The following is a 22,062-nucleotide window of genomic DNA, read 5'->3' as shown; positions in this document are numbered from 1 at the left end:
TCCTGGGAAGCGTGCGGGGTCAGGGCTGGACGCCGAGTCCGGCGTCGTCGACGGCGGGCCGGCCGGCCGCCCGGAGGACCTTGCCGAGCAGGGAGAGGTCGTAGATCCCCTTCAGGTCCGGCTGCTCCAGCAGGCCCGCCTCGACGGCGTGGCCCGCCTGCGCCTTGAGGGTGGATGCCAGCGGGTCGTCCAGGAACGTGATCGACTCCCAGGCCGGGTCGAGCACCTCGGCGGGCAGCGGCTTGCCGGTGTCGGCCGCGAGCCGCGCGTTGGCGGCCTCCTTGGCCTCCTCCGGGTGGGCGTTGATCCACCGGTTGGACTCGACGGACGCCCGCAGCACCGCCTCGACGGCCTTGGGGTGCTTGTCGAGGAACTCCTGCCGGACGACGATGTTCGTGATCACGAACCTGCCGCCCGGCCACAGCGACGACTCGTCCAGCAGCACCTTGCCGCCCTGCGCGACCAGCCGCGACGCGGTCGGCTCGGGCACCCAGGCTCCGTCCACGGAACCGGACCTGAAGGCGTCGGGAGTGACCTTGTTGTCGCTGCGCACCACGGTGACGTCGCCCTTGCCGCTCTGCGGGTCGACCTTCCAGCCCTGCTCGGCGGCCCAGTTGAGGAACGCCACGTCCTGTGTGTTGCCGAGCTGAGGGGTCGCGATCCGCTTGCCCTCGACATCCTCGGCGGACTTCACCTTGTCGGGGTTCACGACCAGCTTCACGCCGCCGGACGCCGAACCGCCCACGATGCGCAGGTTCTTGCCCTCCGCCTTGGTCCAGCCGTTCACCGCGGGGGAGGGACCGATGAACGCGACGTCCAGGGAATCGGAGTTGAGCGCCTCGATCGCCGACGGGCCCGCGTTGAACACCGCGTACGTCGCCTCGGTGCCCTTGAGTTCCTTCTGGAAGAACCCCTTCTGGGCGCCGACCAGGGCGGTGCCGTGGGTGAGGTTGCCGAAGTAGCCGATGCGGACGGAGTCCAGACCGTCGGTCCTCGGACCCGAGGCGACCTGCGCGGTGTCGATGTCCTTGGCCTGGGACCCGTAACCGCAGGCGGCCAGGGCCGGCAACGGCAGCATGGCCGTCACCGCGAGGGCGCGGCGCAGGGCGGTCGTGGCAGGCAAGGGGAACGTTCCTCTCGGTGGCGGCCGGCGGTCGCGCGGCCGGGCCGTCGGCGGGCTCAGGGCGGTACGGAGGCGGCGGGAGGCCGGCGGGTGGTCAGAAGTCCCACCCGTCGTCGTCCGCCTCGTCGTCCACCGGGTCGGGTGAGGCGAAGGACTCGCCGACCATGCCCGCGGTCAGCGTCGTCCCGTCGCCGGGGTCGATCAGGATGAAGGACCCGGTGCGGCGGGAGTCGGCGTAGGTGTCGGCGGGCAGCGGTTCGGCGGTGCGGAGGGTCACCCGGCCGATGTCGTTGGCGGTGAGCCGGCCCGGGTGCGGGTGCAGGGACAGGTCGTCCAGCGTCAGCCGGGACGGGATGTCCTTGACGATCGCCTTGACCGTGCGGGTGCCGTGCTTGATCAGCACGCGGTGGCCGACCGTCAGCGGCTCGTCGGCGACGTGGCAGACGGTCGCCTCGAGGTCCTGGGTGGTGGCCGGCGCGTCCTTGCTGGGCACGATCAGGTCGCCGCGGGAGATGTCGATGTCGTCGGCGAGCAGCAGCGTCACCGACTGCGGCGTCCAGGCCACGTCGACGGGCTCGCCCAGCAGATCGATGCCGGTGACCGTGGTCGAGCGGCCCGACGGGAGCACGGTGATCTCGTCGCCGACCCGGAAGGTGCCGGCGGCGATCTGCCCGGCGTAGCCCCGGTAGTCGGGGTGCTCGGCGCTCTGCGGCCGGATCACGTACTGCACGGGCAGCCGGGCGTGGCAGCGGGTCAGGTCGTGGCTGACCGGCACGGTCTCCAGGTGCTCCAGCACGGTGGGGCCGCCGTACCAGTCCATGTGGGCGGACGGCTCCACCACGTTGTCGCCGACGAGCGCCGAGATCGGGACGGCGGTGACCTCGGGGACGCCCAGCTCGGTGGCGTACGCCGTGAACTCCTCGGCGATCGCGGCGAACACGGGCTCCCGGTAGTCCACCAGGTCCATCTTGTTCACGGCGAGCACCACGTGCGGCACCCGCAGCAGCGCGGCGATCGCCGCGTGCCGGCGGGTCTGCTCGACCACGCCGTTGCGGGCGTCGACCAGGATCACCGTCAGCTCGGCGGTCGAGGCGCCGGTGACCATGTTCCGCGTGTACTGCACGTGGCCGGGGGTGTCGGCGAGGATGAACCGCCGCCGGGGCGTGGCGAAGTAACGGTACGCCACGTCGATCGTGATGCCCTGCTCCCGCTCGGCGCGCAGCCCGTCGGTGAGCAGCGCGAGGTCGGGGGTGTCCTGGCCGCGGACGGCCGAGGCGCGTTCGACCGCTTCCAGCTGGTCGGCGAGCACGGACTTGGAGTCGTGCAGCAGCCGGCCCACCAGGGTGGACTTGCCGTCGTCGACGGAGCCGGCGGTGGCGAACCGCAGCAGGGTGGTGGCCGAGAGCTCCTCGGTCGTGATCGTGCTCATGCTTAGAAGTACCCCTCGCGCTTGCGGTCTTCCATCGCGGCCTCGGACAGCTTGTCGTCGGCGCGGGTGGCGCCGCGCTCGGTGAGCCGGGACGCGGCGATCTCCGTGATCACCTTCTCGATGGTGTCGGCGTCGGAGTCGACCGCGCCGGTGCAGGACATGTCGCCGACGGTGCGGTAGCGCACCAGGCGCTTCTCGACCGTCTCGCCGTCCTTCGGGCCGCCCCACTCGCCCGCGGTCAGCCACATCCCGCTGCGCTTGAACACCTCGCGCTCGTGCGCGTAGTAGATCTCCGGCAGTTCGATGTCCTCGCGGGCGATGTACTGCCACACGTCCAGCTCGGTCCAGTTGGACAGCGGGAACACGCGCACGTGCTCACCGGGGGCGTGGCGGCCGTTGTAGAGGTTCCACAGCTCGGGGCGCTGGCGGCGGGGGTCCCACTGGGAGAACTCGTCGCGCAGCGAGAACACCCGTTCCTTGGCGCGGGCCTTCTCCTCGTCGCGGCGGCCCCCGCCGAACACCGCGTCGAAGCCCTGCTCGCGGATGGTGTCGGTGAGCGGGAGCGTCTGCAGCGGGTTGCGGGTGCCGTCCGGGCGCTCCTTGAGGACGCCGCGGTCGATGTAGTCCTGCACGGAGGCGACGTGCAGCCGCAGCCCGTGCTCGGCGACCGTGCGGTCGCGGTAGTCGAGGACCTCGGGGAAGTTGTGCCCGGTGTCCACGTGCAGCAGCGCGAACGGCACCGGCGCGGGCGCGAACGCCTTCAGCGCCAGGTGCAGCATGACGATGGAGTCCTTGCCGCCGGAGAACAGGATCACCGGCTTCTCGAACTCACCCGCCACCTCACGGAAGATGTGCACGGCCTCCGACTCGAGGGCGTCCAGGTGCGAGAGGGCGTACGGGCTGTCCGTACCCTCCTCGACGGTGGTGGCGACGGTCGTCATGCCAGTCCCCTTTCGCTGAGCACGGCGTGGACGACCGCCGCGGACTCCTGCACGGTCTGGTGCTGCGACTCGATGCGCAGATCGGGCTTCTCGGGCTCCTCGTACGGGTCGTCGACGCCGGTGAGCCCGGTCAGCTCACCCGCCGCCTGCTTGGCGTACAGGCCCTTCACGTCACGTACGGAGCACACCTCCACGGGCGTCGCCACGTGCACCTCGACGTACGGCGTACCGTTCGCCTCGTGGCGGGCGCGGACGGCCTCGCGGCTGTCGGCGTACGGGGCGATCACCGGGACGAGCGCCAGCACGCCGTTGCGGGCGAGCAGTTCGGCGACGAAGCCGATGCGCTGGACGTTGGTGTGCCGGTCCTCGCGGCTGAAGCCGAGGCCCGCCGAGAGGAACTCGCGGATCTCGTCGCCGTCGAGCACCTCGGCCGGCCGGCCCTGTTCGCGCAGCCGGGCGGCGAGTTCGTGGGCGATGGTGGTCTTGCCCGCACTCGGCAGACCCGTGAGCCAGACGGTGGCTCCGGTCGTCACGTGGTTCTCCTGGTTCGTCGAAGGCGCGGTCATGGGGGTCAGCCGTGCAGTCCGCACTCGGTCTTGGCGCGGCCCGCCCAGCGGCCGGCGCGGGCGTCCTCGCCCTCCAGCACGCGGCGGGTGCAGGGGGCGCACCCCACGGAGGCGTAACCGTCCGTCAGCAGCGGGTTGGTGAGGACGCCGTGTTCGGCGACGTAGGCGTCCACGTCCTCCTGGGACCACCGGGCGATGGGGGAGATCTTCACCTTCCGCCGCTTCTCGTCCCAGCCGACCACCGGGGTGTCCGCCCGGGTCGGGGACTCGTCGCGGCGCAGGCCGGTCGCCCAGGCCAGGTAGTCCTTCAGGCCCTCCTCCAGCGGCTGCACCTTGCGCAGCCTGCAGCACAGGTCCGGGTCGCGGTCGTGGAGCCTCGGGCCGTGCTCGGCGTCCTGCTCGGCGACCGTCTGCCGGGGGGTGAGCGTGATGACGTTGACGTCCATCACGGCCTCCACGGCGTCCCGGGTGCCGATGGTCTCGGGGAAGTGGTAGCCGGTGTCGAGGAACACCACGTCCACCCCGGGCAGGGCCCGGGAGGCGAGGTGGGCGACCACCGCGTCCTCCATGGAGGACGTCACGCAGAAGCGCCTGCCGAAGGTGTCGGCCGCCCAGCGGAGGATGTCCGGTGCGGACGCGTCCTCCAGGTCCCGGCCCGCCTGCTCGGCCAGTTCCCGCAACTCGACGGCGCCGCGCTCGTCCGATACGGCCGTCATGCCGGGTCCCCTCCCGTGTCGGATCGGTCCAGACCCCGGGCCAGCAGCCCGAGGAACGTCAGCCGGAAGGCGCGGTTGCAGGCCGCGCACTCCCATGCCCCGTGCCCTTCCTCGCTGGGGCGCAGGTCCTCGTCGCCGCAGTACGGGCAGTGGAACGGCGCCGCGCGCTCGCTCACGACAGGGCCTCCTCGGAGGCGCGGGTGACCCAGGACGCGAACCGCTCGCCGTCCTCGCGCTCCTCCTGGAAACGCTTCAGCACCCGCTCCACGTAGTCCGGCAGTTCGTCGGCGGTGACCTTCAGGCCGCGCACCTTGCGGCCGAAGCCGGCCTCCAGGCCGAGCGCGCCGCCGAGGTGCACCTGGTAGCCCTCGACCTGCTCGCCCTGGTCGTTCAGCACGAGCTGGCCCTTGAGACCGATGTCCGCCACCTGGATACGGGCGCAGGCGTTCGGGCAGCCGTTGAGATTGATGGTGATCGGCTCGTCGAACTCCGGCATGCGGCGCTCCAGTTCGTCGATCAGCGAGGCGCCGCGCGCCTTGGTCTCGACGATGGCGAGCTTGCAGAACTCGATGCCGGTGCAGGCCATGGTGCCGCGCCGGAAGGGCGAGGGGCGGGCGCTGAGGTCCAGCGCCTCCAGGGACTCGACGAGGGAGTCGACCTGGGACTCCTCGACGTCGAGGACGATCATCTTCTGTTCGACGGTGGTGCGCACCCGGCCCGAGCCGTGCGCCTCGGCGACGTCCGCGATCTTGGTGAGGGTGGCGCCGTCGACACGGCCGACGCGCGGCGCGAAGCCGACGTAGAAGCGGCCGTCCTTCTGGCGGTGCACCCCGATGTGGTCGCGCCAGCGCGACACCGGCTCGGCGGGCGCCGGACCGTCGGTCAGCCTGCGCCCCAGGTACTCGTCCTCCAGCACCTGGCGGAACTTCTCCGCGCCCCAGTCGGCGACCAGGAACTTCAGCCGGGCGCGGTTGCGCAGCCGGCGGTAGCCGTGGTCGCGGAAGATGGACAGGACGCCCTCGTAGACGTCGGGCACGTCCTCGATCGGCACCCAGGCGCCGAGCCGCACGCCCAGCTTGGGGTTGGTGGACAGGCCGCCGCCGACCCACAGGTCGAAGCCGGGCCCGTGCTCGGGGTGGCGGACGCCGACGAACGCCACGTCGTTGATCTCGTGCACCACGTCCAGCACCGGCGAGCCGGAGATGGCCGTCTTGAACTTGCGGGGCAGGTTCGAGTACGCCTTGTTGCCCAGGACGCGGCGCTTCATCTCCTCCAGCGCCGGGGTGCCGTCGATGATCTCGTCCTCGGCGATGCCCGCGACGGGGGAGCCGATCATCACGCGGGGCGTGTCGCCGCAGGCGGTGACCGTGGACAGGCCGACGGCTTCGAGACGCTCCCAGATCTCGGGCACGTCCTCGATGCGGATCCAGTGGTACTGGACGTTCTGCCGGTCGGTGATGTCGGCGGTCCCGCGCGCGAACTCCTGCGAGATCTCACCGACGACCCGCAGCTGCCGCGTGGTCAGCGCGCCGCCGTCGATGCGCACCCGCAGCATGAAGTACGTGTCGTCCAGCTCCTCCGGCTCGAGGACCGCGGTCTTGCCGCCGTCGATCCCGGGCTTGCGCTGGGTGTACAGGCCCCACCACCGCATCCGGCCGCGCAGGTCGGCGGGGTCGATCGAGTCGAAGCCCCGCTTGGAGTAGATCGTCTCAATGCGTGTCCGCACATTGAGACCGTCGTCGTCCTTCTTGACCTGCTCGTTGCCGTTGAGCGGGGTGAAGTGTCCCGCGGCCCACTGTCCCTCTCCGCGGTGACGGCTCGCCCTGCGGCGGGGGGTCGCGGTGGCAGGTTTCTGCGCGGCGGCAGGCTTCTGCGGGGTGGCGGCCATGGCTGATACGTCCTTCGGGACAGCGGTGGATGGTCTCTCGGCGCGGGGCGCCGCGCCGGGGGAACGACTCTGACCTGCGCTTACGCGCACGCGGGCAGAGGTGTGCGCGTCCTTGCGCAGGAAAGGAGGGGGGAAGGGTGTCGGGCGCTGCTGGGTGCTCTCAGCGCGCCGGACAGATGGCGCTGGACATGCGGCCGAGGTCGACGTGCCGCCGACTCACCAAGGCGATTCCAGTTCCAGGCATGGCGGAAGCCTGGCACGGCGATCTGGAGGCAGTCCACCATTATCCAAAATGTGGACACCCTTGTCTCGCCATGCAAGACAAGGGTGTCCTTGGTCACAAGCGGTGCGAGCGGTCTTGCCGGAACCGCTCAGGCGGGGTAAGCGCCCGGCCACGGGCCCGGCGCGGCCCTCTCCGGCTCGTCCTCCACCGTGGTGTCGAACAGCCGGAATCCCCGGCGCAGATAGTTGCCCAGGGCGTGCTCGCCGTCCTTGCTGCACGTGTGCAGCCACACCCGCGCGGTCGGCTTCACCCCGGGCCAGCGGTCCGCCAGGTCCCAGGCGCGGGCCACGCCGTACGACAGCAGATGACCGCCGATGCGCCGGCCGCGGAAGGCGGGCAGCAGCCCGAAGTAGAGGATCTCCACGACCCCCTCGTCCTGCGCCTCCAGCTCCACGTACCCGGCCGGCGTGCCCCGGTCGTGGGCGACCCACGTCTCCACGCCGGGCCGCTCCAGATGCTCCCGCCATCGCGCGTACGTCCAGCCCAGCCGGTCGGTCCAGCGGATGTCGCCGCCCACCGACGCGTACAGGAACCGGCTGAACTCGGGGGAGGGCACCTCGGAGCGGACCACCCGCACGTCCCCCTCGGGCACGGCGGCCGGACGGAGATCGGTGGGCGCGGTCTGCTCCAGGGACCAAGTGGTCACGGAGAGGGTCGTCATGGCCGAAAGACAACCATCCGGCACACACCCGTGTCGAACGCCTGACCAGAGGCCGGACACCCCCCTGGTCCGGCTACCGCTCCGGTGACCCGCTACCGCTCCAGCGACTCGTCGATCGACGCCAGCGGCAGCGCGAACAGCATCCGCCCCGACTGCGACCACACGTCCCCGGTCGCCTGCCAGTACGACAGGGACGTCGCGGGACCGCTCCAGCAGCGGTACGTCTCGTCCGCCCCGCAGCGCACCGGGCGCGCCCCCTCGGTGTCCTGCCGCCACAGCGTGCCGCGCTCCTCCGGCGCCCCCGTGGCCCGGCTCAGGTACCACTCCGACCGGTGCGCCAGCACCCCGCGCACCCGCGTCAGCTCCGTCTCGTACACCGCGACCGGCTCCGCCTCCAGCAGCCCGGCCCGCTCCGGACGGGCGCCGAACGCGTACCGCCACAGCCGGGTCGGCCCCTCCTCGTCCGCGGGCGCCGCCTCGTGCACCACCAGACTGTCCGGCGCGGTGCTGCGGTCCAGGGCGATCCCGCCCGGCCGCGGCGCGCCGGCGCCGGCCGTCCCGTAGGAGGCGACCGCCGGGAGCACGTACCGGGCGCCCGCCGCCGACCAGCCGCCGGGCACCCGCCCCACGGCGTCCGCGTCCACCGTGGCCCGCTGCACCCGGTCCAGGTCGTACACGTACAGCGCGCCGCCCTCGCCCCGGCCCGCGGTGACGAGCAGCTTGTCCTCGTACCAGACCATGCCGGACACGTCGGAGCCCAGCCCGCGGAAGTCCCGGCCCCCGTCCACCGGCACGGCGAGCAGCGCCCAGGTGTAGCGCGGCGCCCGGTCGTCGTCGGCGGCCACGAAGGCGACCCGCGCGAGCCCCTGCCCGTCGGGCGTGCCGGCGCCGCGGGTCCAGCCGGAGAGGACCACCCGGTGCGCGCCCCAGCGGCCGTCCTCGTCGGCGTCCCCGGAGGTGGTGACCGCACCGGGCCGCCAGCCGTCGGTGTCCCGCTCCGGCCAGCAGTACGCCCGGGACACGGCCGGCTCGACGGGCAGCGCGCGCCGGTCGTCGTCCGTGCACCCCTCGGCGTCCTCCAGCGCCCCGTCCGGGTCGGCGAGCACCGCGCCCACCCCCACGGCCGGGCCCATCGACGCGGTGAGACGGTTCAGCTCGGCGCCCGGGACGGCGTGTTCGGTCAGCCGGAGCGGCGCCGTGTCGGCGGTCGCGGTGAGCGGGCGCAGCGCGCCGGGGTCGTCGGCGTCGGTGGCCTGCGAGGTGCTGATCATGGTGGCGGCCGCGGTGAGCGCCAGGGCCGTACCGGTCAGCGCGGCGCGCAGCGCCCTGCCTCTGTGGCGCCGGCGGTGTCTGCCGCGATGCTTCATGACGTCCTCCCGAGCGAGCCAACTGCGTCCGGTGATCCCCGGGTTGACCGTGGAGCAGATGGGACGGCCCGTCCCCGGATGCTACGACAGCCGGCCGCCGGACGGGACGAAGACCCCGCAATTCCACGCACGGACCGCCCACCCGCACGCGCTCACGTACATGTGTACCCCGTCGGCGCGGCGGTTTCCGGCCAGATGCTAGCCCGACCCGCGCACCAGTGCCGCGGACGCCGCCGTGCGCGGGAAGAGGTCCCCGGGGTCGTCCGGCAGCACCACCTTCACCTCGGCGGACTCCGTGAACCGGTACGGACGGTGCTCCAGCAGCGCCCCCAGATAGCGCCGTACGCGGGACATCTCCGCGCGCACCGTCACCGTGCGCGCCGGGTCGCCGAACACGTCACGGGCCAGGTCGGCGGCGCTGCGGCCCGCGCGGTGCACCGCCAGCAGATACAGCAACTCGGCGTGGCGCGGGCTCAGTTCCCGGGTCCACGAGCCGGTCCCGTCGGACACCCGCACCGAACGGCGGTGCCGCCCGCCCAGATCCAGCACGATCCGCGCGGCGGGACGCGCCGACGGCTCCGCCGCCGCCCGCACCAGCCACCCCCCGGCGAGCGGTTCGAGCGAGCACCGCCCCAGCGCCGGCAGCCACCGCTGGCCCGCCGACACCGACTTGGGCAGCGCCAGCCGCTCCGTGTAGGGCATCCCGGTCACCGCCGCCGTCCAGCCGTGCCGGTCCACCACCAGCGCCCGCCCGTCGATCCGCGACAGCACCGGCGCCGCCACCGCGCGCAGCCGTTCCAGCGACCGCACGTGCCTCTCCCGCAGCCGCGCCTCGGCCAGCTTCGCCACCGAGTCCACCCAGGCCAGCGTCGCCGGGTGCATCGTCTCCAGCGGCCCGCTCACGTCCACCACACCGATCAGCCGCCCGTCCCGCGGATCGGTGAGGGGCGCGCCCGCACACGTCCAGGTGGCGTGCGACCGTACGAAGTGCTCGGAGGCGAAGACCTGCACGGGGCGTCCGGTCACCGCGGGCGTCCCCACCCCGTTGGTGCCGACGACGTCCTCGCGCCAGTCCGCGCCGATCTCGAAGCCCAGCCCGTCCGCCTTGCGCAGCACCGGCGCGCTGCCCTCCCGCCACAGCACCCGGCCCTCCTCGTCGGCCACCACCATGATGTGACGGGCGACGTCCGCGACCGACAGCAGCCCCTCGCGCAGCACCGGCAGCACATGGCGCAGCGGCGAGGCCTCCCGGCGCCGCCGCACCTCGTCCATCGGCAGCAGCCCGCTGCGGCAGCCGTGGTCGGGGTCCACGCCGCTGCGCAGCATCCGCTCCCAGGACTGCCCGATCACCGGGCGGGGAGCGACGGGCGCCGGACGCCCCGACAGCGCCGCGGAACGGACCTCGTCGAGCACCCGCGCCGCGCGCGCTGTGTCCACGGCGGCCAGATGCGACACGTCCATCGGCGAGAGCGCCACCGGACCTCCCGGAAGAAAACCTGTGGAACCGCACACTGTGGAACCACATACTGCCGTCTGCCCCGGACGAGGACGCTCAGTACCGGTACGGGAACAGCGCGTTGCAACCCCCTGCAACTCTGGTGACCCGACCGCTCACCGGTTGAGACTCGAGCCACGCCGCCTCGAGCGGCGTGCACGGCCCTTCGGGAGTCCGTGGCGGCGGGGGTGGTGCCGTGTCGGCGCAGCACCACCCCCGTGTCATGACGTCCTCAGAGCTCCGGCCGGGCGCGCTCCACGACCGACGCCAGGTCCAGGGTGGGCGGCAGCGTGCCGAACGCGGCGCCCGCGTCGCCGCCCAGCCGCCCCGCGCAGAACGCGTCCGCCACCTCCGGCGGCGCGTACCGCACCAGCAGCGACCCCTGCAGCACCAGCGCCAGCCGCTCGGTCAGCCGCCGCGCCCGCCCCTCGACGCCCTCCAGGTCCGCCAGCCCGGTCAGCAGGTCCTTGATCGCCGCGTCCAGCCGGTGGTCCGCCCCGCGCGCCCGCCCGACCTCCCGCAGGTACGCGTCCAGCACACCCGGGTCCCGGCGCAGCGCCCGCAGCACGTCGAGCGCCTGCACATTGCCCGCGCCCTCCCAGATCGAGTTCAGCGGCGACTCCCGCACCAGCCGGGGCATCCCCGACTCCTCGACGTACCCGTTGCCGCCCAGGCACTCCGCCGCCTCCACCGCGACCGGCGCGCACCGCTTGGTCACCCAGTACTTCGCCGCCGGCACCGCGATCCGCAGCAGCGCCCGCTCCTGCTCGCCGCCGTCGTCGTACGCCGCCGCCAGCCGCAGCGCCAGCGTGGTCGCCGCCTCCGACTCCAGCGCCAGATCGGCCAGCACGTTGCGCATCAGCGGCTTGTCGAGCAGCTTCCCGCCGAACGCCTCCCGGTGCGCGCAGTGGTGCACCGCCTGCGCCACGGCCTGCCGCATCAGCCCCGCCGAGCCCAGCACGCAGTCCAGCCGGGTCGCCGCCACCATCCCCATGACGGTGCGCACCCCGCGCCCCTCCTCGCCGACCCGGCGCGCCCACGTCCCGTCGAACTCGACCTCGGCGGAGGCGTTGGAGCGGTTGCCCAGCTTGTCCTTGAGCCGCTGGATCAGGAACACGTTGCGGCTGCCGTCCTCCAGCACCCGCGGCACCAGGAAACACGTCAGCCCGCCGGGCGCCTGCGCCAGCACCAGGAAGGCGTCCGACATCGGCGCCGAGCAGAACCACTTGTGCCCCGTCAGCGCGTAGGCGCCGTCCTCGGCCAGCGGCCGCGCGGCCGTCGTGCTCGCCCGTACGTCGCTGCCGCCCTGCTTCTCGGTCATCCCCATCCCGAACAGCGCGCCGGGCTTCTGCCCCGGGGCCCGCAGGGCGCGGTCGTAGATCACCGACGTCAGCCGGGGCTCCCACTCGGCGGCCAGCTCCGGGTCGGTGCGCAGCGCGGGCACCGCCGCGTGGGTCATCGACAGCGGGCAGCAGTTTCCCGCCTCCACCTGCGTCCACATCAGGAAGGCCGCCGCCCGCCGCACGTGCCCGCCGGGCCGCCCCCAGGCCGCCGTCAGCCCCGCCGAGACGCCCTTGCCGAGCAGCCGGTGCCAGGCAGGGTGGAAGTCGACCTCGTCGATCCGGTGGCCGTAGCGGTCGTGGGTGCGCAGCCGCGGCGGGTTCTCGTTCGCCTGCGCGCCCCACTCCTGCACCTGGGCGGACCCGCACGTGTGCCCCAGCGCCGACAGCTCCGCGAGCCCGGCCTCCCGCGCCTCGGGCGCCAGGTGCCGCTCGACCGCCCCCACCAGGGCCCGGTCCGAGCCGAACACGTCGTACTGGACGAGCGGCGGGGCCTGGTTGGTCACGGTGTGCGTGGTGCCTGCCATGAGGCGAACCTACCCCGGCCCCCGCCCCGCCTCACGCGAGGACCGGGCCTGTGGGTGAGTGCCGCCGGGCGTGGCGGATACCTTTGGTTCGTGCAGCCAGCAAGTGAATTCCCAGACGCGCCCTCCGGTCGGCTCCACCGGGCACGCGCCCTGTACCGGAACGTCTCCAAACGCAGGACGGCCTGGCTGCTGCTCAAGGACACCGTCAACTCGTGCATGGAGTACCGCATCCTGGGCCTGGCGGCCGAGGCGGCGTTCTTCACGCTGCTGTCGGTGCCCCCGCTGCTGCTCAGCCTGATCGGCCTGCTCGGCTACGTCGACGCGTGGACCGGCGCGGACACCATCCAGAGCGTGCAGCGCAACCTCCTGGACGCCTCCCGCACGGTGCTGTCCGACCGGGGCGTGTCGGAGATCGCGGAGCCGATCCTGCGGGACGTCACCAAGGGCGGCCGGCCCGACGTGATCTCCCTCGGCTTCCTGATCGCCGTGTGGTCGGGCTCCCGCGCGGTGAACGTCTTCATCGACACCATCACCGTCATGTACGGCCTCGACGGCGTCCGGGGCATCGTCAAGACCCGGCTGCTCGCCTTCCTGCTGTTCATCGTGGCCCTGCTGATCGGCTCGGTCGCGCTGCCGCTGATGGTCGCGGGACCCGACGCGGTGGTGGACGTCGTGCCGTGGTCGACGACGGTCGTGCAGATCCTCTACTGGCCGGTCGTGATCCTGCTGTCCGTGGTCTTCCTGACCACGCTGTACCACGTGTCCGTGCCCGTGCGCTCCCCGTGGATCGAGGACATGCCGGGCGCGCTGGTCGCCCTCGCCATGTGGGTGCTCGGCAGCTTCCTGCTGCGCATCTACCTGACCAACACCGTCGAGGGCCCCACCATCTACGGCTCCCTCGCGGCGCCCGTGGCCGTGCTGCTGTGGATCGGCGTGTCCGCGTTCGCCGTGCTGGTCGGCGCGGCCGTCAACGCGGCCATCGACCGGGTGTGGCCGGCCGCGGCCACCGCCGCGGCCCGCGAGGCCAACGAGCGGCTGCGGCAGGCCCAGGTCGCCGAGTACGTCGCCCGCACCGCCGCGTCCGGGGAGGCGGACCCCGACATGCCCTCCGAGTTCCCCGAGCGCTGGTCGCGCTTCCTGCCCCCCGAGGACCTCACGGCCCGCCTCCGCGCCCACGCCAAGCCCGCCCAGCCCCGCACCGGGGACGGGCCGGGGGAGGACGACGAGCGCCACGGCTGACGCGCCGGGGGCGGACCCGGCGGACCCCTTGGACGTCACTCCTCGACGTCACTCCCTCCAGGCCCCGTCCGCCGCCGCCTCCCGCACGACGTCGGAGAAGTCCCGCGGCTCCCGCCCCAGCACCTCCCGCACCCCGTTCTCCACGCGCGCGTTGCGCCCGTCGAGCAGCGTCGCGAACACCTCGGTGAGGAAGGCGGCCTCCCGGTCCGGCACCCCGAACCCGGTCAGCGTCTCCCGGTAGGCGTCCGCCGGCACCGCCCGGTACGTCAGCGGACGCCCCGCCGCCTCCGCGATCTCCGCCACCGCCTCCGCCCAGGTGAGCAGCCGCGGCCCGGTCACGGTCAGCGTCCGCCCCGCGTACCGCTCCCCGCCGGCCAGCGCGGCCACCGCCACGTCCGCGATGTCCCGCACGTCGATGAACGGCTCCGCCACCTCCCCCGCCGGGAACACCAGCTCCCCGCGGCGCAGCTCCTCCGCCAGCGGCCCCTCGCTGAAGTTCTGCGCGAACCAGGCCGCCCGCACCACCGTCCAGTCCGCGCCGGACGCCCGCAGCGCCTCCTCCGCCGGCAGCGCCTGGTCCTCGCCCCGCGCGGACAGCAGCACCAGCCGCCGCACGCCCAGGCTCAGGGCGGCCTCCGCCAGCCCGGCCACCGCCTCGGCGGTCCCGGGCGCGCCCACGTCGGCCGGGTGCGCCAGCCAGGCCGCGTCGGCGCCCCGCAGCGCGCCCGCCCACGTCGTCCGGTCCGCCCAGTCGAAACCGGTCGCGCGCGAGGCCGCCCGCACCGTCATCCCGGCCGCCTCCGCGGCCCGCGCCACCCGGCTCCCGGTACGCCCCGAGGCCCCGGTGACCACCAGTGTCCTGTCCTTCGTACGCGTCGTCCCGTTCATGCCCCCGAGTCAACCGCCGTTCCGCGCGCGGAACCATCGTCGAGCGGCGCGCCCGCATACGCCCGCGTCTACGCTGATCCCATGGACGCACTCACCGGTCTGCTGGAGGGGCCCCGGGCGCGGGGCGCGTTCATGATCCGGGCGTGTTTCGACCCGCCGTGGGCGGTGCGGGTGGAGGACCGCGCCCCGCTGACGGTGATGCTCCTGGTGCGCGGCGACGCCTGGCTGCTGCCCGACCGGGGCGAACGGATCCGGCTGCGCGCCGGGGACCTCGCCATCGCGCGCGGCCCCGACCCGTACACCTGCGCCGACGCCCCCGACACGGCGCCGCAGACGCTGATCCTGCCCGGCGGCGCGTGCCACCGCCCCGACGGGCGGCCCCTCAACGGCTCGATGGACCTCGGGGTGCGCACCTGGGGCGGCCGTCCGGACGGGGAGACGGTGCTGCTCATCGGCGCCTACCGGATGCGCGGCGAGATCGGCGGCCGGCTGCTGGACGCGCTGCCCCCGCTGCTCTCCCTCGGCGCCGACGTGTGGCCGTGCCCGCTCACCCCGCTGCTGACGGCGGAGGTCACGCGGGACGCACCCGGGCAGGAGGTCGTCCTGGACCGGCTGCTCGACCTCCTCGTCATCGCCGCGCTGCGCGCCTGGTTCGCGCGCCCCGAGGCGGAGCCGCCCGCCTGGTACGAGGCCCTGTCCGACCCGGTCGTCGGTCCGGTGCTGCGGCTCGTCCAGGACGACCCGGCCCGCCCCTGGACGGTCGCCGGCCTCGCCGAGAAGGCCGGCGTCTCCCGCGCCGCGCTGGCCCGCCGCTTCACCCGGCTCGTCGGCGAACCCCCGATGACGTACCTCACCGGCTGGCGTCTCGCCCTCGCCGCCGACCGGCTGCGCGACACCGACGACACCCTCGCCGCCATCGCCCGCCAGGTCGGCTACAGCAGCGCTTTCGCCCTGTCCGCCGCCTTCAAGCGGGCCTTCGGCGTCAGTCCGCAGGAGTGGCGCGGCAGGGCCGCGGCATAACCTGACCCCCATGTACAGGGAGCGCGCGTCACGGCTGCCGGGCGCGGCCGTGTGGACCAGCGTCCCGTCGGGCGACGGCGGGCCGGGCCGGGTGCTGCCCGACGGCTGCATGGACCTGCTGTGGCACGACGGCCGCCTGCTGGTGGCCGGCCCCGACACCCGCGCGCACGTCGCCGGCGCCGCGAGCGCCTGGGCCGGCGTCCGCTTCCGCCCCGGCACCGCGCCCGCCCTGCTGGGCGTGCCCGCCCACGAACTGCGCGACCGCCGCGTGGACCTGGCCGACCTGTGGCCGGCCGCGGAGGTACGGCGCGCGACCGCCCGCGTGCACGCCGCGGACCATCCGGCGCGCGGCCTGGAGGACGTCGCCCTGGGCCTGGCCGCGTCGGCCGCCCCGCCCGACCCGCTGCTGACCCGCCTGGTCGCGGCCCTCGACGCGGGCCGCCCGGTCGCCGCGACGGCCGACGAGCTGGGCATCGGGGCACGCCGGTTGCACCGCAGATCGCTCGCCGCCTTCGGCTACGGCCCCAAGACCCTGGCCCGCATCCTCCGCATGCGCCGCGCGCTGGCCCTGGCGCGCGCGGGCGTCCCCTTCGCGGAGACCGCGGCCCACGCCGGCTACGCCGACCAGCCTCATCTGGCCCGCGAGGTGCGGAGCTTGACGGGGGTGTCGCTGCGGGAGCTGGTGCCCCCCGACTCGCGCGCGCGAAGCCGGACGGAGCCCTAGTCGCCCGTGGGCAGCGGGGCGAACAGGTCCACTCCGTTGCCGTCCGGATCGAGGAGGACGGCGTACCGCTGCCCCCACACCGCGTCCCACGGCTTCAACTCGGCGCGGGCGCCGGCCGCCTCCAGCATGTCGGCGAACAGCGCGTCGACCTCCGCCGGGCTGTCGCACCGCACGGCCAGGGAGGTACGGCCTCCGTCCGACGGCGGCCTCCACTGCGCGTGGAACGACCGGACCGTCTCCTCGGTGTCCAGCATCAGCCTCATCCCGCCCGGCAGTTCCGCCTCCACATGTCCCTGCGTCTCGGCCCCTTCCGGGAACGACAGCCCGAGCCGCCGGTAGAAGGCGACGGAGGCGGCCATGTCCGAGACGACCATTCCGATGGCATCGAATCGTGCGTTCATGCGGCTCACCGTAGGGAGGCCGGCGCCGGGTGTCTTGAACGAATCGGACACCGTGAGCCCTCGATGCCGCGGGCGGTCCTCCGTCCCGCGGGTACGCGTACCGGCGCCGGCCCATCGGCTCCGAGTCCCCTTCCCCCTTCCCGCTTCCCGCGGCGGACCGCCGCCGCGGTCGCCGGAGGTGCGGAACCCCGCGCCCGGGGGCCGCACGCGCGCGCGTAGGCTCCCGCCCATGGCCGAACCCGCGCTCCTGGTCTACACCCGCACCACCGACTACCGGCACGACTCCATCCCGGCCGGCATCGCCGCCCTGCGCACCCTCGGCGGCTTCGAGGTCCACGCCCACGAGGACCCGGCGGCTCTGGAGGAGCCGCTCGACCGGTACGCGGCGGTCGTGTTCCTCTCCACCAGCGGCGAGGTGCTCACCCCGGCCGGCCGCGAACGGCTCGCGGCGTACGTCGAGGGCGGCGGAGGGTTCGTCGGCGTGCACGCGGCGGCCTGCACCGAGGACGACTGGCCCTACTACGGCGAACTCCTCGGCGCCCGTTTCGACAGCCACCCCCCGGTCCAGCCCGGCCGCGCGCTCGTCGAGGACCGCGGCCACCCGGCGACCCGGCATCTGCCCGCCGTCTGGGAGGTGACCGACGAGTGGTACGACTTCCGCACCAACCCGCGGAACGCCGTGCACGTCCTGCTCTCCGCCGACGAGTCGTCGTACGACGGCGGCACCATGGGGGACGACCACCCCCTGGCCTGGTGCCGTGGGCACGGCGCGGGCCGTGTCTTCTACACCGCCCTCGGTCACACGGCCGAGGCCTACGGCGACCCGCTCTTCCGCGCCCACCTGCGCGGCGGGATCAACTGGGCCGCGGTGGCCCGCTGACCTCCCGCCACGGCGCCGCACCGCCGAGCAGCACGGCCGCCGGCCGGCCGGGCGGCGGCGGTGGGGGAGGGAGCGCGCTCGCACGCGGGGGCGGAGCCGTGCTCGCACGCTCCACCAGCCGGGTCGACAGCTCGGTGCGGGTGCTCTCCGGGCGGTGCCCGTCCCGCATGCGCAGCAGCAGACGGAGCGCCGTGGCCGCCATCTCGGCGAGCGGCTGGCGGACCGTCGTCAGCGCCGGGGCGAGCCAGCGGGCCTCGGGCAGGTCGTCGAAACCCACCACACTCATGTCGTCCGGCACCCGCAGGCCGCGCTCCGCCAGCGCCCCGTACACCCCGGGCGTCATCCGGTCGGAGCAGACGAAGACGGCCGTCGGCGGTTCCGGCAGGTCGAGCAGCTCGCGCATCCGGCGGCGTACGGCGGCCTCGTCGGCGCTGTCCGGGCCGTCGGCATGGCGCACGTACTCGGGGCGGTGGCGCACCCCGGCCGAGGCGAGCGCCGAACGGTGACCGGCGAGGCGGGCCCGGCCGGACAGCGTGCGGCCGGGAGGACCGGCGACGACGGCGATGCGCTCGTGGCCCAGCGCCAGCAGGTGCTCGGTCGCCGTCACCCCGCCCTGCCAGTTCGCCCCGCCGACCGAGACCGCGCCGGGCGGCGGTTCGCACGCCGGGTCGATCAGCGCGAAGGGGACGCGGTGCTGCTCCAGCCAGGCGTACTGCGCCGCGCTCGGCTCGGCGAGGTGGAACAGGACGCCCGCCGAACCGCGCAGCGCCAGGCGTTCCAGCCAGGCGCGGCCGGGCCGTTCCGAGCCGGTGCGGGTGTGCGCGGCGCGGACGACGACCTCCAGACCGGCGTCGTGCGCGGCCTCCTCCGCGCCGTGGAGCACGACGCCCGAGGCGGAGTCGTCGAGCGCGTTCACCACCAGGTCCACCGGGGGCGTCATCCCCGCCCCGTCGAACCGGGGGCGGCGGACGTAGCCGAGCCGGTCCAAGGCCTCCGTGACGCGTCGGCGGGTCTCGGGGGCGACGTCCTCCCGGCCGTTGACCACCTTCGAGGCGGTGGGCACGGAGACGCCCGCCTCGCGGGCCACCACCGCCAGGGTCGGTCCGGCCCCCGTGCGCGCACGCCCCGTTCGGCCCATCGGGCCCACCCACCTCTCCCGCCGGATAGAAAGCGCTTCCTACTGTAGAACCGCGGTCGCGGGGCGGGAAGAACCCTGTCGTGCGCCTGGGGTCGCCCCCTGTTCGGGCAGGAATGCCGGTGAGCGGTGTGGTGCTCTTGTCGTCACCGGTGGGTCCGGCCGCGGGTGTCGGGCTCCGGCGCGCTTCCGGCGGTTCGGCGGCCGGGACGCCGGGGGCGGCCGACGGGGCGTAACCGGTGGGAACCGGTCGCCACGGTCGGTCGGTACGACGGCCGGAACCGGCGCCTGGAGGCGTCCGGCCGGCGGCGACCGGAGTGCCGGACCTCCAGGTGCGGCCGAACCGCACGGAACACGTGCGTCGGACGAGCGGGCGAAGGGTGGTGGGCGAGGTGACGGCGGAGCGGCAGGACCCGGTGACCGCGACGGCGTACGGCGCCGTGCGGGGCAGGTGGGAGCGGGGCGTCGCCGTGTTCCGCGGCATCCCCTACGCGGCGCCCCCGTTCGGGCCGCACCGCTTCCGTCCGCCCGTCCCGCCGGAGCCCTGGGACGGCGTGCGCGACGCCGGCGCCTTCGGGCCCACCGCGCCGAAACCCCCGTACTCCCCGGCCTTCGCCGAGTACCTGTCCGACCCCGCCGTCGAGGGCGACGACTGTCTCAACCTGAACGTCTGGACCCCCGACCCGTCCCCGGACGCCCGCCTCCCGGTCCTGGTGTGGCTGCACGGCGGCGCGCTGACCAGAGGCTCCTCAGCGGTCCCGGTGTACGACGGCAGCACCTTCGCCCGCGACGGCGTCGTCTTCGTCTCCCTCAACTACCGCCTCGGCGTGGAGGGGTACGGTCTCTTCCCGGACGCCCCCGCCAACCCCGGCCTGCGCGATCAGCTCGCCGCGCTGCGGTGGGTGCACGAGTCGATAGCCGCGTTCGGCGGCGACCCGAGCCGGGTCACCCTGGCCGGCCAGTCCGCCGGAGCCGTCAGCGCGGGCGCGCTCGTCGCGGCCCCGCAGTCCCAGGGGCTGATACGGCAGGCCGTCCTGCAGAGCGGACCACCCGGGTCCACGGACCGGGACAAGGTGCGGCGCATGGTCCGCCGGATGGCCACCCGCCTCGAGGTGCCCGCCACCGCCGAGGCCTTCGCCGCCGTCGACCGCGCGCACCTGCTGCGCGCCCAGGCCGACGTCGGCCGTCTCGGCGGCCCGCTGTTCGGCGGCCCCGCCTTCGGCATCGTCGTCGACGGCGACCTGGTGCCGCGTGATCCCCTGGAGGCCCTCACCGGCGGCGCGGCCCCCGGCGTCACCCTGATGACCGGCTGGACCCGCGACGAGTACCGGCTCTGGCTGGTCCCCGGCGGCCTGACGGAACGCGTCGACCGCCTGGGCGCGGTGGCCCTTGCCGGGGCGATGGCCCGCTGCCGCTGCGGCAGCGGGGTCCCGCGTGGCTACCGCGCCCTGCGTCCCGACGCCGGCACCGCCGAGACCGTCGGCCAGATGGTCACGGACCACCTGCTCCGCGCCCCCCTGCACCGCCTCGCCGACGGCCGCGCGGAACCCTCGTACGTCTACGAGTTCGCCTGGTCCTCCGGCCGGCCCGGCCTGGGCGCCTGCCACGCGCTGGAACTGGGCTTCGTCTTCGACAGCGGCGGCACCCCCGACGCGCGCAGGCTCACGGGCGAGGGCGCCCCGCAGGAACTCGCCGACGCCCTGCACGGGGCGTGGGTACGGTTCGTCACCGACGGCAGTCCCGGCTGGGAACCGTGGGGCCCCCACCACCCGGTCCACGTGTACGGCGACGGCGCCCCGCACACCGTCCACGGCCCCCGCGACCGCGAACTGGCCCTGTGGACCCGGCCCGCCGCGGAGCGGTCCGCGCACGAGCCGCCCCCGCCCGAGGTCCGCTCGGTCATCCGCCGGCTGCGCCGCGGCGGAGCGCCGCGACGCGCCTGAGGCGTCCCGGGGAGACTCAGCCCTCCGGGAAGCCCGGCCGCGGGCAGCGGGTGCCGGCCGGGACGCGCAGGGCGAGCAGGGCCAGGTCGTCCCGGCCGTCGCTGGGGCAGTGGTCCGCCGGCACCCGCACGAACTTCGTACGGCGGCCGTCCACGCGGGGGGCAGCCCCGGCCTCCCGACCGGCCCGTGCTCGGACACGACCCCGGCACGACACGGGCGAAGCGGACCTCTCTCCCCTTGGTGCGCCACCGGCATGCCGCAGCGCGGCGTGCAGGCGGCCCGGCGCTGCCGGGGGCGGTGTCGTCGGGGCCGGTGCTGTCGGAAGCGTCTCCGCTACTGCCCCACCCGGCCGTCGACGCACTCGCGGAGCAGGTCGGCGTGGCCGCAGTGACGGGCGTACTCCTCGATCCGGTGCACGAGCAGCTCCCGCACCGCGACGTTCTCCCGCCCGAGGCGCTCGCCGAGGTCCGGATGCGCGTCGAGGGCGACGTCGGTGGCCGCCTGCTCCCGCTCCAGATCCGCGTACGCGGCGTCGACCGCGGCCTGCTCGCCCACGGCCTCGTCGAAGTCCGCGTCCCGCCGGCCGTACAGCTTCGGCAGCGGCTCGCCGTCGCTGATCCAGTTCCGCCAGTCCCGCTCGGCCTCGGCGAGGTGCCGCACCAGTCCGAGCAGCGACATCGTCGACGGCGGCACCGACCGCCGCGCCAGCTGCTCCGGGGTGAGACCCTCGCACTTCATGAGCAGCGTCAGACGGTAGTCCCGCAGCACCTCCTTGAGCGTCGGCAGCTCACCGTCCGGGCCCGGCCCCTCGTTGTTCCGGGGATCGTCGTCCGGGTCGGTCCACATGTCGGGGTGGACGGTCGCCCGGGTCCATCGCGCGGGTGTGTCGGTCATGCGCCCCATGCTCGGCCGTGGCGGCACGGACCCGCCAACGGTTTTCGCCGCCCCGGGGTCAGGAGGCGGGCGCGATGCGGAGCACAGCCGTCCTGCCCCGCACCTCGACCACCTCGAGGCTCATGACGTCGTTCAGGGTCGCCGCGGGCCCCTCACCGCAGCGGAGCCGGACGCCTCCGCCGCCGTGCGACGTCACGCCGCCGCCCCCGGAACAGCCGGCGATGCTGTAGCCCGACCCGTGGACCGGCGCGACCATCTCGACCTCGTCCCCGGCGACCGCCGTGACCTCGATCGGCCCGAGCCCGTACGTCCCGGGAACCTCCACGACGTCCCCGGCGCCGACCGTGATCTCGCACGACCCGTCGGCACAGGGCCCGGTCGGCGAGGGCGAGGGCGAGGGCGGCGGTGTGGGGGAACTCGACGTGGACGTCCTGGCGTCGGCCCCGCTCGTGGGCCGGTCCTCACCGCTCCCGCCCCCGTCGTCGCCGGAGGCGCACGAGGCGACGGAAAGAAGCACCACGGCAACGGCGGTGACGGCGTTGACGGCGAGGGACGTTGCTCTTCTGCGCACCATGCCTGCCATGGAACGGGCGGAGGCGCGC

General features: G+C 74.4%; 23 protein-coding genes. 5 read left to right on the top strand and 18 right to left on the bottom strand.

The window, feature by feature from the left end:
• Positions 1-19 precede the first annotated feature (19 nt).
• The 12 genes from C1708_RS07155 to C1708_RS07105 form a co-directional block, all read right to left on the bottom strand.
• Positions 20-1,123: an ABC transporter substrate-binding protein gene (locus C1708_RS07155; RefSeq protein ID WP_106411853.1), complete on the bottom strand. Its 1,104-nt coding sequence runs from the start codon at positions 1,121-1,123 to the stop codon at positions 20-22.
• A gap of 94 nt (positions 1,124-1,217) precedes the next feature.
• On the bottom strand, positions 1,218-2,552 hold the full coding sequence (locus C1708_RS07150) for a sulfate adenylyltransferase subunit 1 (protein ID WP_106411852.1): 1,335 nt from the start codon (positions 2,550-2,552) through the stop codon (positions 1,218-1,220).
• A 2-nt stretch (positions 2,553-2,554) separates the two neighbouring features.
• On the bottom strand, positions 2,555-3,493 hold the full coding sequence (gene cysD, locus C1708_RS07145; RefSeq protein ID WP_106411851.1) for a sulfate adenylyltransferase subunit CysD: 939 nt from the start codon (positions 3,491-3,493) through the stop codon (positions 2,555-2,557).
• On the bottom strand, positions 3,490-4,059 hold the full coding sequence (gene cysC, locus C1708_RS07140; RefSeq protein ID WP_274543346.1) for an adenylyl-sulfate kinase: 570 nt from the start codon (positions 4,057-4,059) through the stop codon (positions 3,490-3,492). The genes cysD and cysC overlap by 4 nt, the downstream gene beginning before the upstream one ends.
• Before the next feature lie 5 nt (positions 4,060-4,064).
• Positions 4,065-4,775 carry a phosphoadenylyl-sulfate reductase gene (locus tag C1708_RS07135; RefSeq protein WP_106411850.1) on the bottom strand — a complete coding sequence of 237 codons (711 nt, stop codon included), beginning with the start codon at positions 4,773-4,775 and terminating at the stop codon, positions 4,065-4,067.
• Positions 4,772-4,951: a hypothetical protein gene (locus C1708_RS07130; RefSeq protein WP_106411849.1), complete on the bottom strand. Its 180-nt coding sequence runs from the start codon at positions 4,949-4,951 to the stop codon at positions 4,772-4,774. The genes C1708_RS07135 and C1708_RS07130 overlap by 4 nt, the downstream gene beginning before the upstream one ends.
• Positions 4,948-6,663, bottom strand: coding sequence for a nitrite/sulfite reductase (locus C1708_RS07125; RefSeq protein WP_106411848.1), 1,716 nt, complete (start codon positions 6,661-6,663; stop codon positions 4,948-4,950). The genes C1708_RS07130 and C1708_RS07125 overlap by 4 nt, the downstream gene beginning before the upstream one ends.
• Positions 6,664-6,823: 160 nt before the next feature.
• A complete protein-coding gene (locus tag C1708_RS35810) occupies positions 6,824-6,907 on the bottom strand; it encodes a putative leader peptide (RefSeq protein ID WP_310887545.1) in 84 nt (27 codons plus the stop codon).
• A gap of 127 nt (positions 6,908-7,034) precedes the next feature.
• On the bottom strand, positions 7,035-7,607 hold the full coding sequence (locus C1708_RS07120; RefSeq protein WP_106411847.1) for a GNAT family N-acetyltransferase: 573 nt from the start codon (positions 7,605-7,607) through the stop codon (positions 7,035-7,037).
• Between the two features lie 92 nt (positions 7,608-7,699).
• Positions 7,700-8,974: a TolB-like translocation protein gene (locus C1708_RS07115; RefSeq protein WP_106411846.1), complete on the bottom strand. Its 1,275-nt coding sequence runs from the start codon at positions 8,972-8,974 to the stop codon at positions 7,700-7,702.
• Positions 8,975-9,172: 198 nt separating this feature from the next.
• Positions 9,173-10,450, bottom strand: coding sequence for a GAF domain-containing protein (locus C1708_RS07110; RefSeq protein ID WP_502696056.1), 1,278 nt, complete (start codon positions 10,448-10,450; stop codon positions 9,173-9,175).
• 251 nt (positions 10,451-10,701) lie between these two features.
• Positions 10,702-12,336, bottom strand: a complete 1,635-nt coding sequence (locus C1708_RS07105; protein ID WP_106411845.1) for an acyl-CoA dehydrogenase family protein — start codon at positions 12,334-12,336, stop codon at positions 10,702-10,704.
• A 90-nt stretch (positions 12,337-12,426) separates the two neighbouring features.
• Here C1708_RS07105 and C1708_RS07100 point away from each other — a divergent pair, with 90 nt between their 5' ends.
• Positions 12,427-13,575 (top strand): YihY/virulence factor BrkB family protein, encoded by a 1,149-nt coding sequence (locus tag C1708_RS07100; RefSeq protein ID WP_106411844.1) that lies wholly within the window; start codon positions 12,427-12,429, stop codon positions 13,573-13,575.
• 48 nt (positions 13,576-13,623) lie between these two features.
• Here the strand turns inward: C1708_RS07100 and C1708_RS07095 are convergent, their stop codons facing one another.
• Complete coding sequence (locus tag C1708_RS07095) at positions 13,624-14,463, bottom strand: NmrA family NAD(P)-binding protein (RefSeq protein ID WP_106411843.1); 840 nt, start codon at positions 14,461-14,463, stop codon at positions 13,624-13,626.
• Between the two features lie 81 nt (positions 14,464-14,544).
• Here C1708_RS07095 and C1708_RS07090 point away from each other — a divergent pair, with 81 nt between their 5' ends.
• The gene (locus C1708_RS07090; RefSeq protein WP_106411842.1) at positions 14,545-15,483 is read left to right on the top strand and encodes an AraC family transcriptional regulator; all 939 of its coding nucleotides are present in this window, start codon (positions 14,545-14,547) and stop codon (positions 15,481-15,483) included.
• A 10-nt stretch (positions 15,484-15,493) separates the two neighbouring features.
• Positions 15,494-16,207: a helix-turn-helix domain-containing protein gene (locus tag C1708_RS07085; RefSeq protein WP_106411841.1), complete on the top strand. Its 714-nt coding sequence runs from the start codon at positions 15,494-15,496 to the stop codon at positions 16,205-16,207.
• Here the strand turns inward: C1708_RS07085 and C1708_RS07080 are convergent.
• Positions 16,204-16,608, bottom strand: coding sequence for a VOC family protein (locus C1708_RS07080; RefSeq protein WP_106411840.1), 405 nt, complete (start codon positions 16,606-16,608; stop codon positions 16,204-16,206). The two genes, C1708_RS07085 and C1708_RS07080, sit on opposite strands and share 4 nt — an antisense overlap.
• Before the next feature lie 229 nt (positions 16,609-16,837).
• On the opposite strand from C1708_RS07080, the gene C1708_RS07075 reads away from it, so the two are divergent.
• Positions 16,838-17,488, top strand: coding sequence for a ThuA domain-containing protein (locus C1708_RS07075; protein ID WP_106411839.1), 651 nt, complete (start codon positions 16,838-16,840; stop codon positions 17,486-17,488).
• Here the strand turns inward: C1708_RS07075 and C1708_RS07070 are convergent.
• A complete protein-coding gene (locus tag C1708_RS07070) occupies positions 17,463-18,626 on the bottom strand; it encodes a LacI family DNA-binding transcriptional regulator (protein ID WP_106411838.1) in 1,164 nt (387 codons plus the stop codon). The two genes, C1708_RS07075 and C1708_RS07070, sit on opposite strands and share 26 nt — an antisense overlap.
• Before the next feature lie 389 nt (positions 18,627-19,015).
• Between C1708_RS07070 and C1708_RS07065 the strand changes: the two genes are divergently transcribed.
• The gene (locus tag C1708_RS07065) at positions 19,016-20,566 is read left to right on the top strand and encodes a carboxylesterase/lipase family protein (RefSeq protein ID WP_106416195.1); all 1,551 of its coding nucleotides are present in this window, start codon (positions 19,016-19,018) and stop codon (positions 20,564-20,566) included.
• 16 nt (positions 20,567-20,582) lie between these two features.
• On the opposite strand, the gene C1708_RS33970 is transcribed toward C1708_RS07065, so the two are convergent.
• The 3 genes from C1708_RS33970 to C1708_RS07055 form a co-directional block, all read right to left on the bottom strand.
• The gene (locus tag C1708_RS33970; RefSeq protein ID WP_157951256.1) at positions 20,583-20,720 is read right to left on the bottom strand and encodes a hypothetical protein; all 138 of its coding nucleotides are present in this window, start codon (positions 20,718-20,720) and stop codon (positions 20,583-20,585) included.
• Between the two features lie 179 nt (positions 20,721-20,899).
• On the bottom strand, positions 20,900-21,469 hold the full coding sequence (locus C1708_RS07060; protein ID WP_198602420.1) for a DinB family protein: 570 nt from the start codon (positions 21,467-21,469) through the stop codon (positions 20,900-20,902).
• A 49-nt stretch (positions 21,470-21,518) separates the two neighbouring features.
• Positions 21,519-22,034, bottom strand: a complete 516-nt coding sequence (locus C1708_RS07055) for a hypothetical protein (protein ID WP_241911193.1) — start codon at positions 22,032-22,034, stop codon at positions 21,519-21,521.
• Positions 22,035-22,062: the final 28 nt, after the last annotated feature.

It is taken from the genome of Streptomyces sp. DH-12 (genome assembly GCF_002899455.1).
Lineage (GTDB): Bacteria > Actinomycetota > Actinomycetes > Streptomycetales > Streptomycetaceae > Streptomyces.
The sequence above is the reverse complement of the archived record's forward strand: the minus strand, read 5'-3'. Positions and strand labels throughout refer to the sequence as shown.

Excerpts from the sequence above, each read along its gene's own strand:
- C1708_RS07150 (WP_106411852.1), bottom strand. The coding sequence starts at position 2,552 with ATGAGCACGATCACGACCGAGGAGCTCTCGGCCACCACCCTGCTGCGG.
- cysD (WP_106411851.1), bottom strand. The coding sequence starts at position 3,493 with ATGACGACCGTCGCCACCACCGTCGAGGAGGGTACGGACAGCCCGTAC.
- cysC (WP_274543346.1), bottom strand. The coding sequence starts at position 4,059 with ATGACCGCGCCTTCGACGAACCAGGAGAACCACGTGACGACCGGAGCC.
- C1708_RS07135 (WP_106411850.1), bottom strand. The coding sequence starts at position 4,775 with ATGACGGCCGTATCGGACGAGCGCGGCGCCGTCGAGTTGCGGGAACTG.
- C1708_RS07125 (WP_106411848.1), bottom strand. The coding sequence starts at position 6,663 with ATGGCCGCCACCCCGCAGAAGCCTGCCGCCGCGCAGAAACCTGCCACC.
- C1708_RS35810 (WP_310887545.1), bottom strand. The coding sequence starts at position 6,907 with ATGCCTGGAACTGGAATCGCCTTGGTGAGTCGGCGGCACGTCGACCTC.
- C1708_RS07120 (WP_106411847.1), bottom strand. The coding sequence starts at position 7,607 with ATGACGACCCTCTCCGTGACCACTTGGTCCCTGGAGCAGACCGCGCCC.
- C1708_RS07115 (WP_106411846.1), bottom strand. The coding sequence starts at position 8,974 with ATGAAGCATCGCGGCAGACACCGCCGGCGCCACAGAGGCAGGGCGCTG.
- C1708_RS07105 (WP_106411845.1), bottom strand. The coding sequence starts at position 12,336 with ATGGCAGGCACCACGCACACCGTGACCAACCAGGCCCCGCCGCTCGTC.
- C1708_RS07095 (WP_106411843.1), bottom strand. The coding sequence starts at position 14,463 with ATGAACGGGACGACGCGTACGAAGGACAGGACACTGGTGGTCACCGGG.
- C1708_RS07090 (WP_106411842.1), top strand. The coding sequence starts at position 14,545 with ATGGACGCACTCACCGGTCTGCTGGAGGGGCCCCGGGCGCGGGGCGCG.
- C1708_RS07085 (WP_106411841.1), top strand. The coding sequence starts at position 15,494 with ATGTACAGGGAGCGCGCGTCACGGCTGCCGGGCGCGGCCGTGTGGACC.
- C1708_RS07080 (WP_106411840.1), bottom strand. The coding sequence starts at position 16,608 with ATGAACGCACGATTCGATGCCATCGGAATGGTCGTCTCGGACATGGCC.
- C1708_RS07075 (WP_106411839.1), top strand. The coding sequence starts at position 16,838 with ATGGCCGAACCCGCGCTCCTGGTCTACACCCGCACCACCGACTACCGG.
- C1708_RS07070 (WP_106411838.1), bottom strand. The coding sequence starts at position 18,626 with ATGGGCCGAACGGGGCGTGCGCGCACGGGGGCCGGACCGACCCTGGCG.
- C1708_RS07060 (WP_198602420.1), bottom strand. The coding sequence starts at position 21,469 with ATGGGGCGCATGACCGACACACCCGCGCGATGGACCCGGGCGACCGTC.
- C1708_RS07055 (WP_241911193.1), bottom strand. The coding sequence starts at position 22,034 with ATGGTGCGCAGAAGAGCAACGTCCCTCGCCGTCAACGCCGTCACCGCC.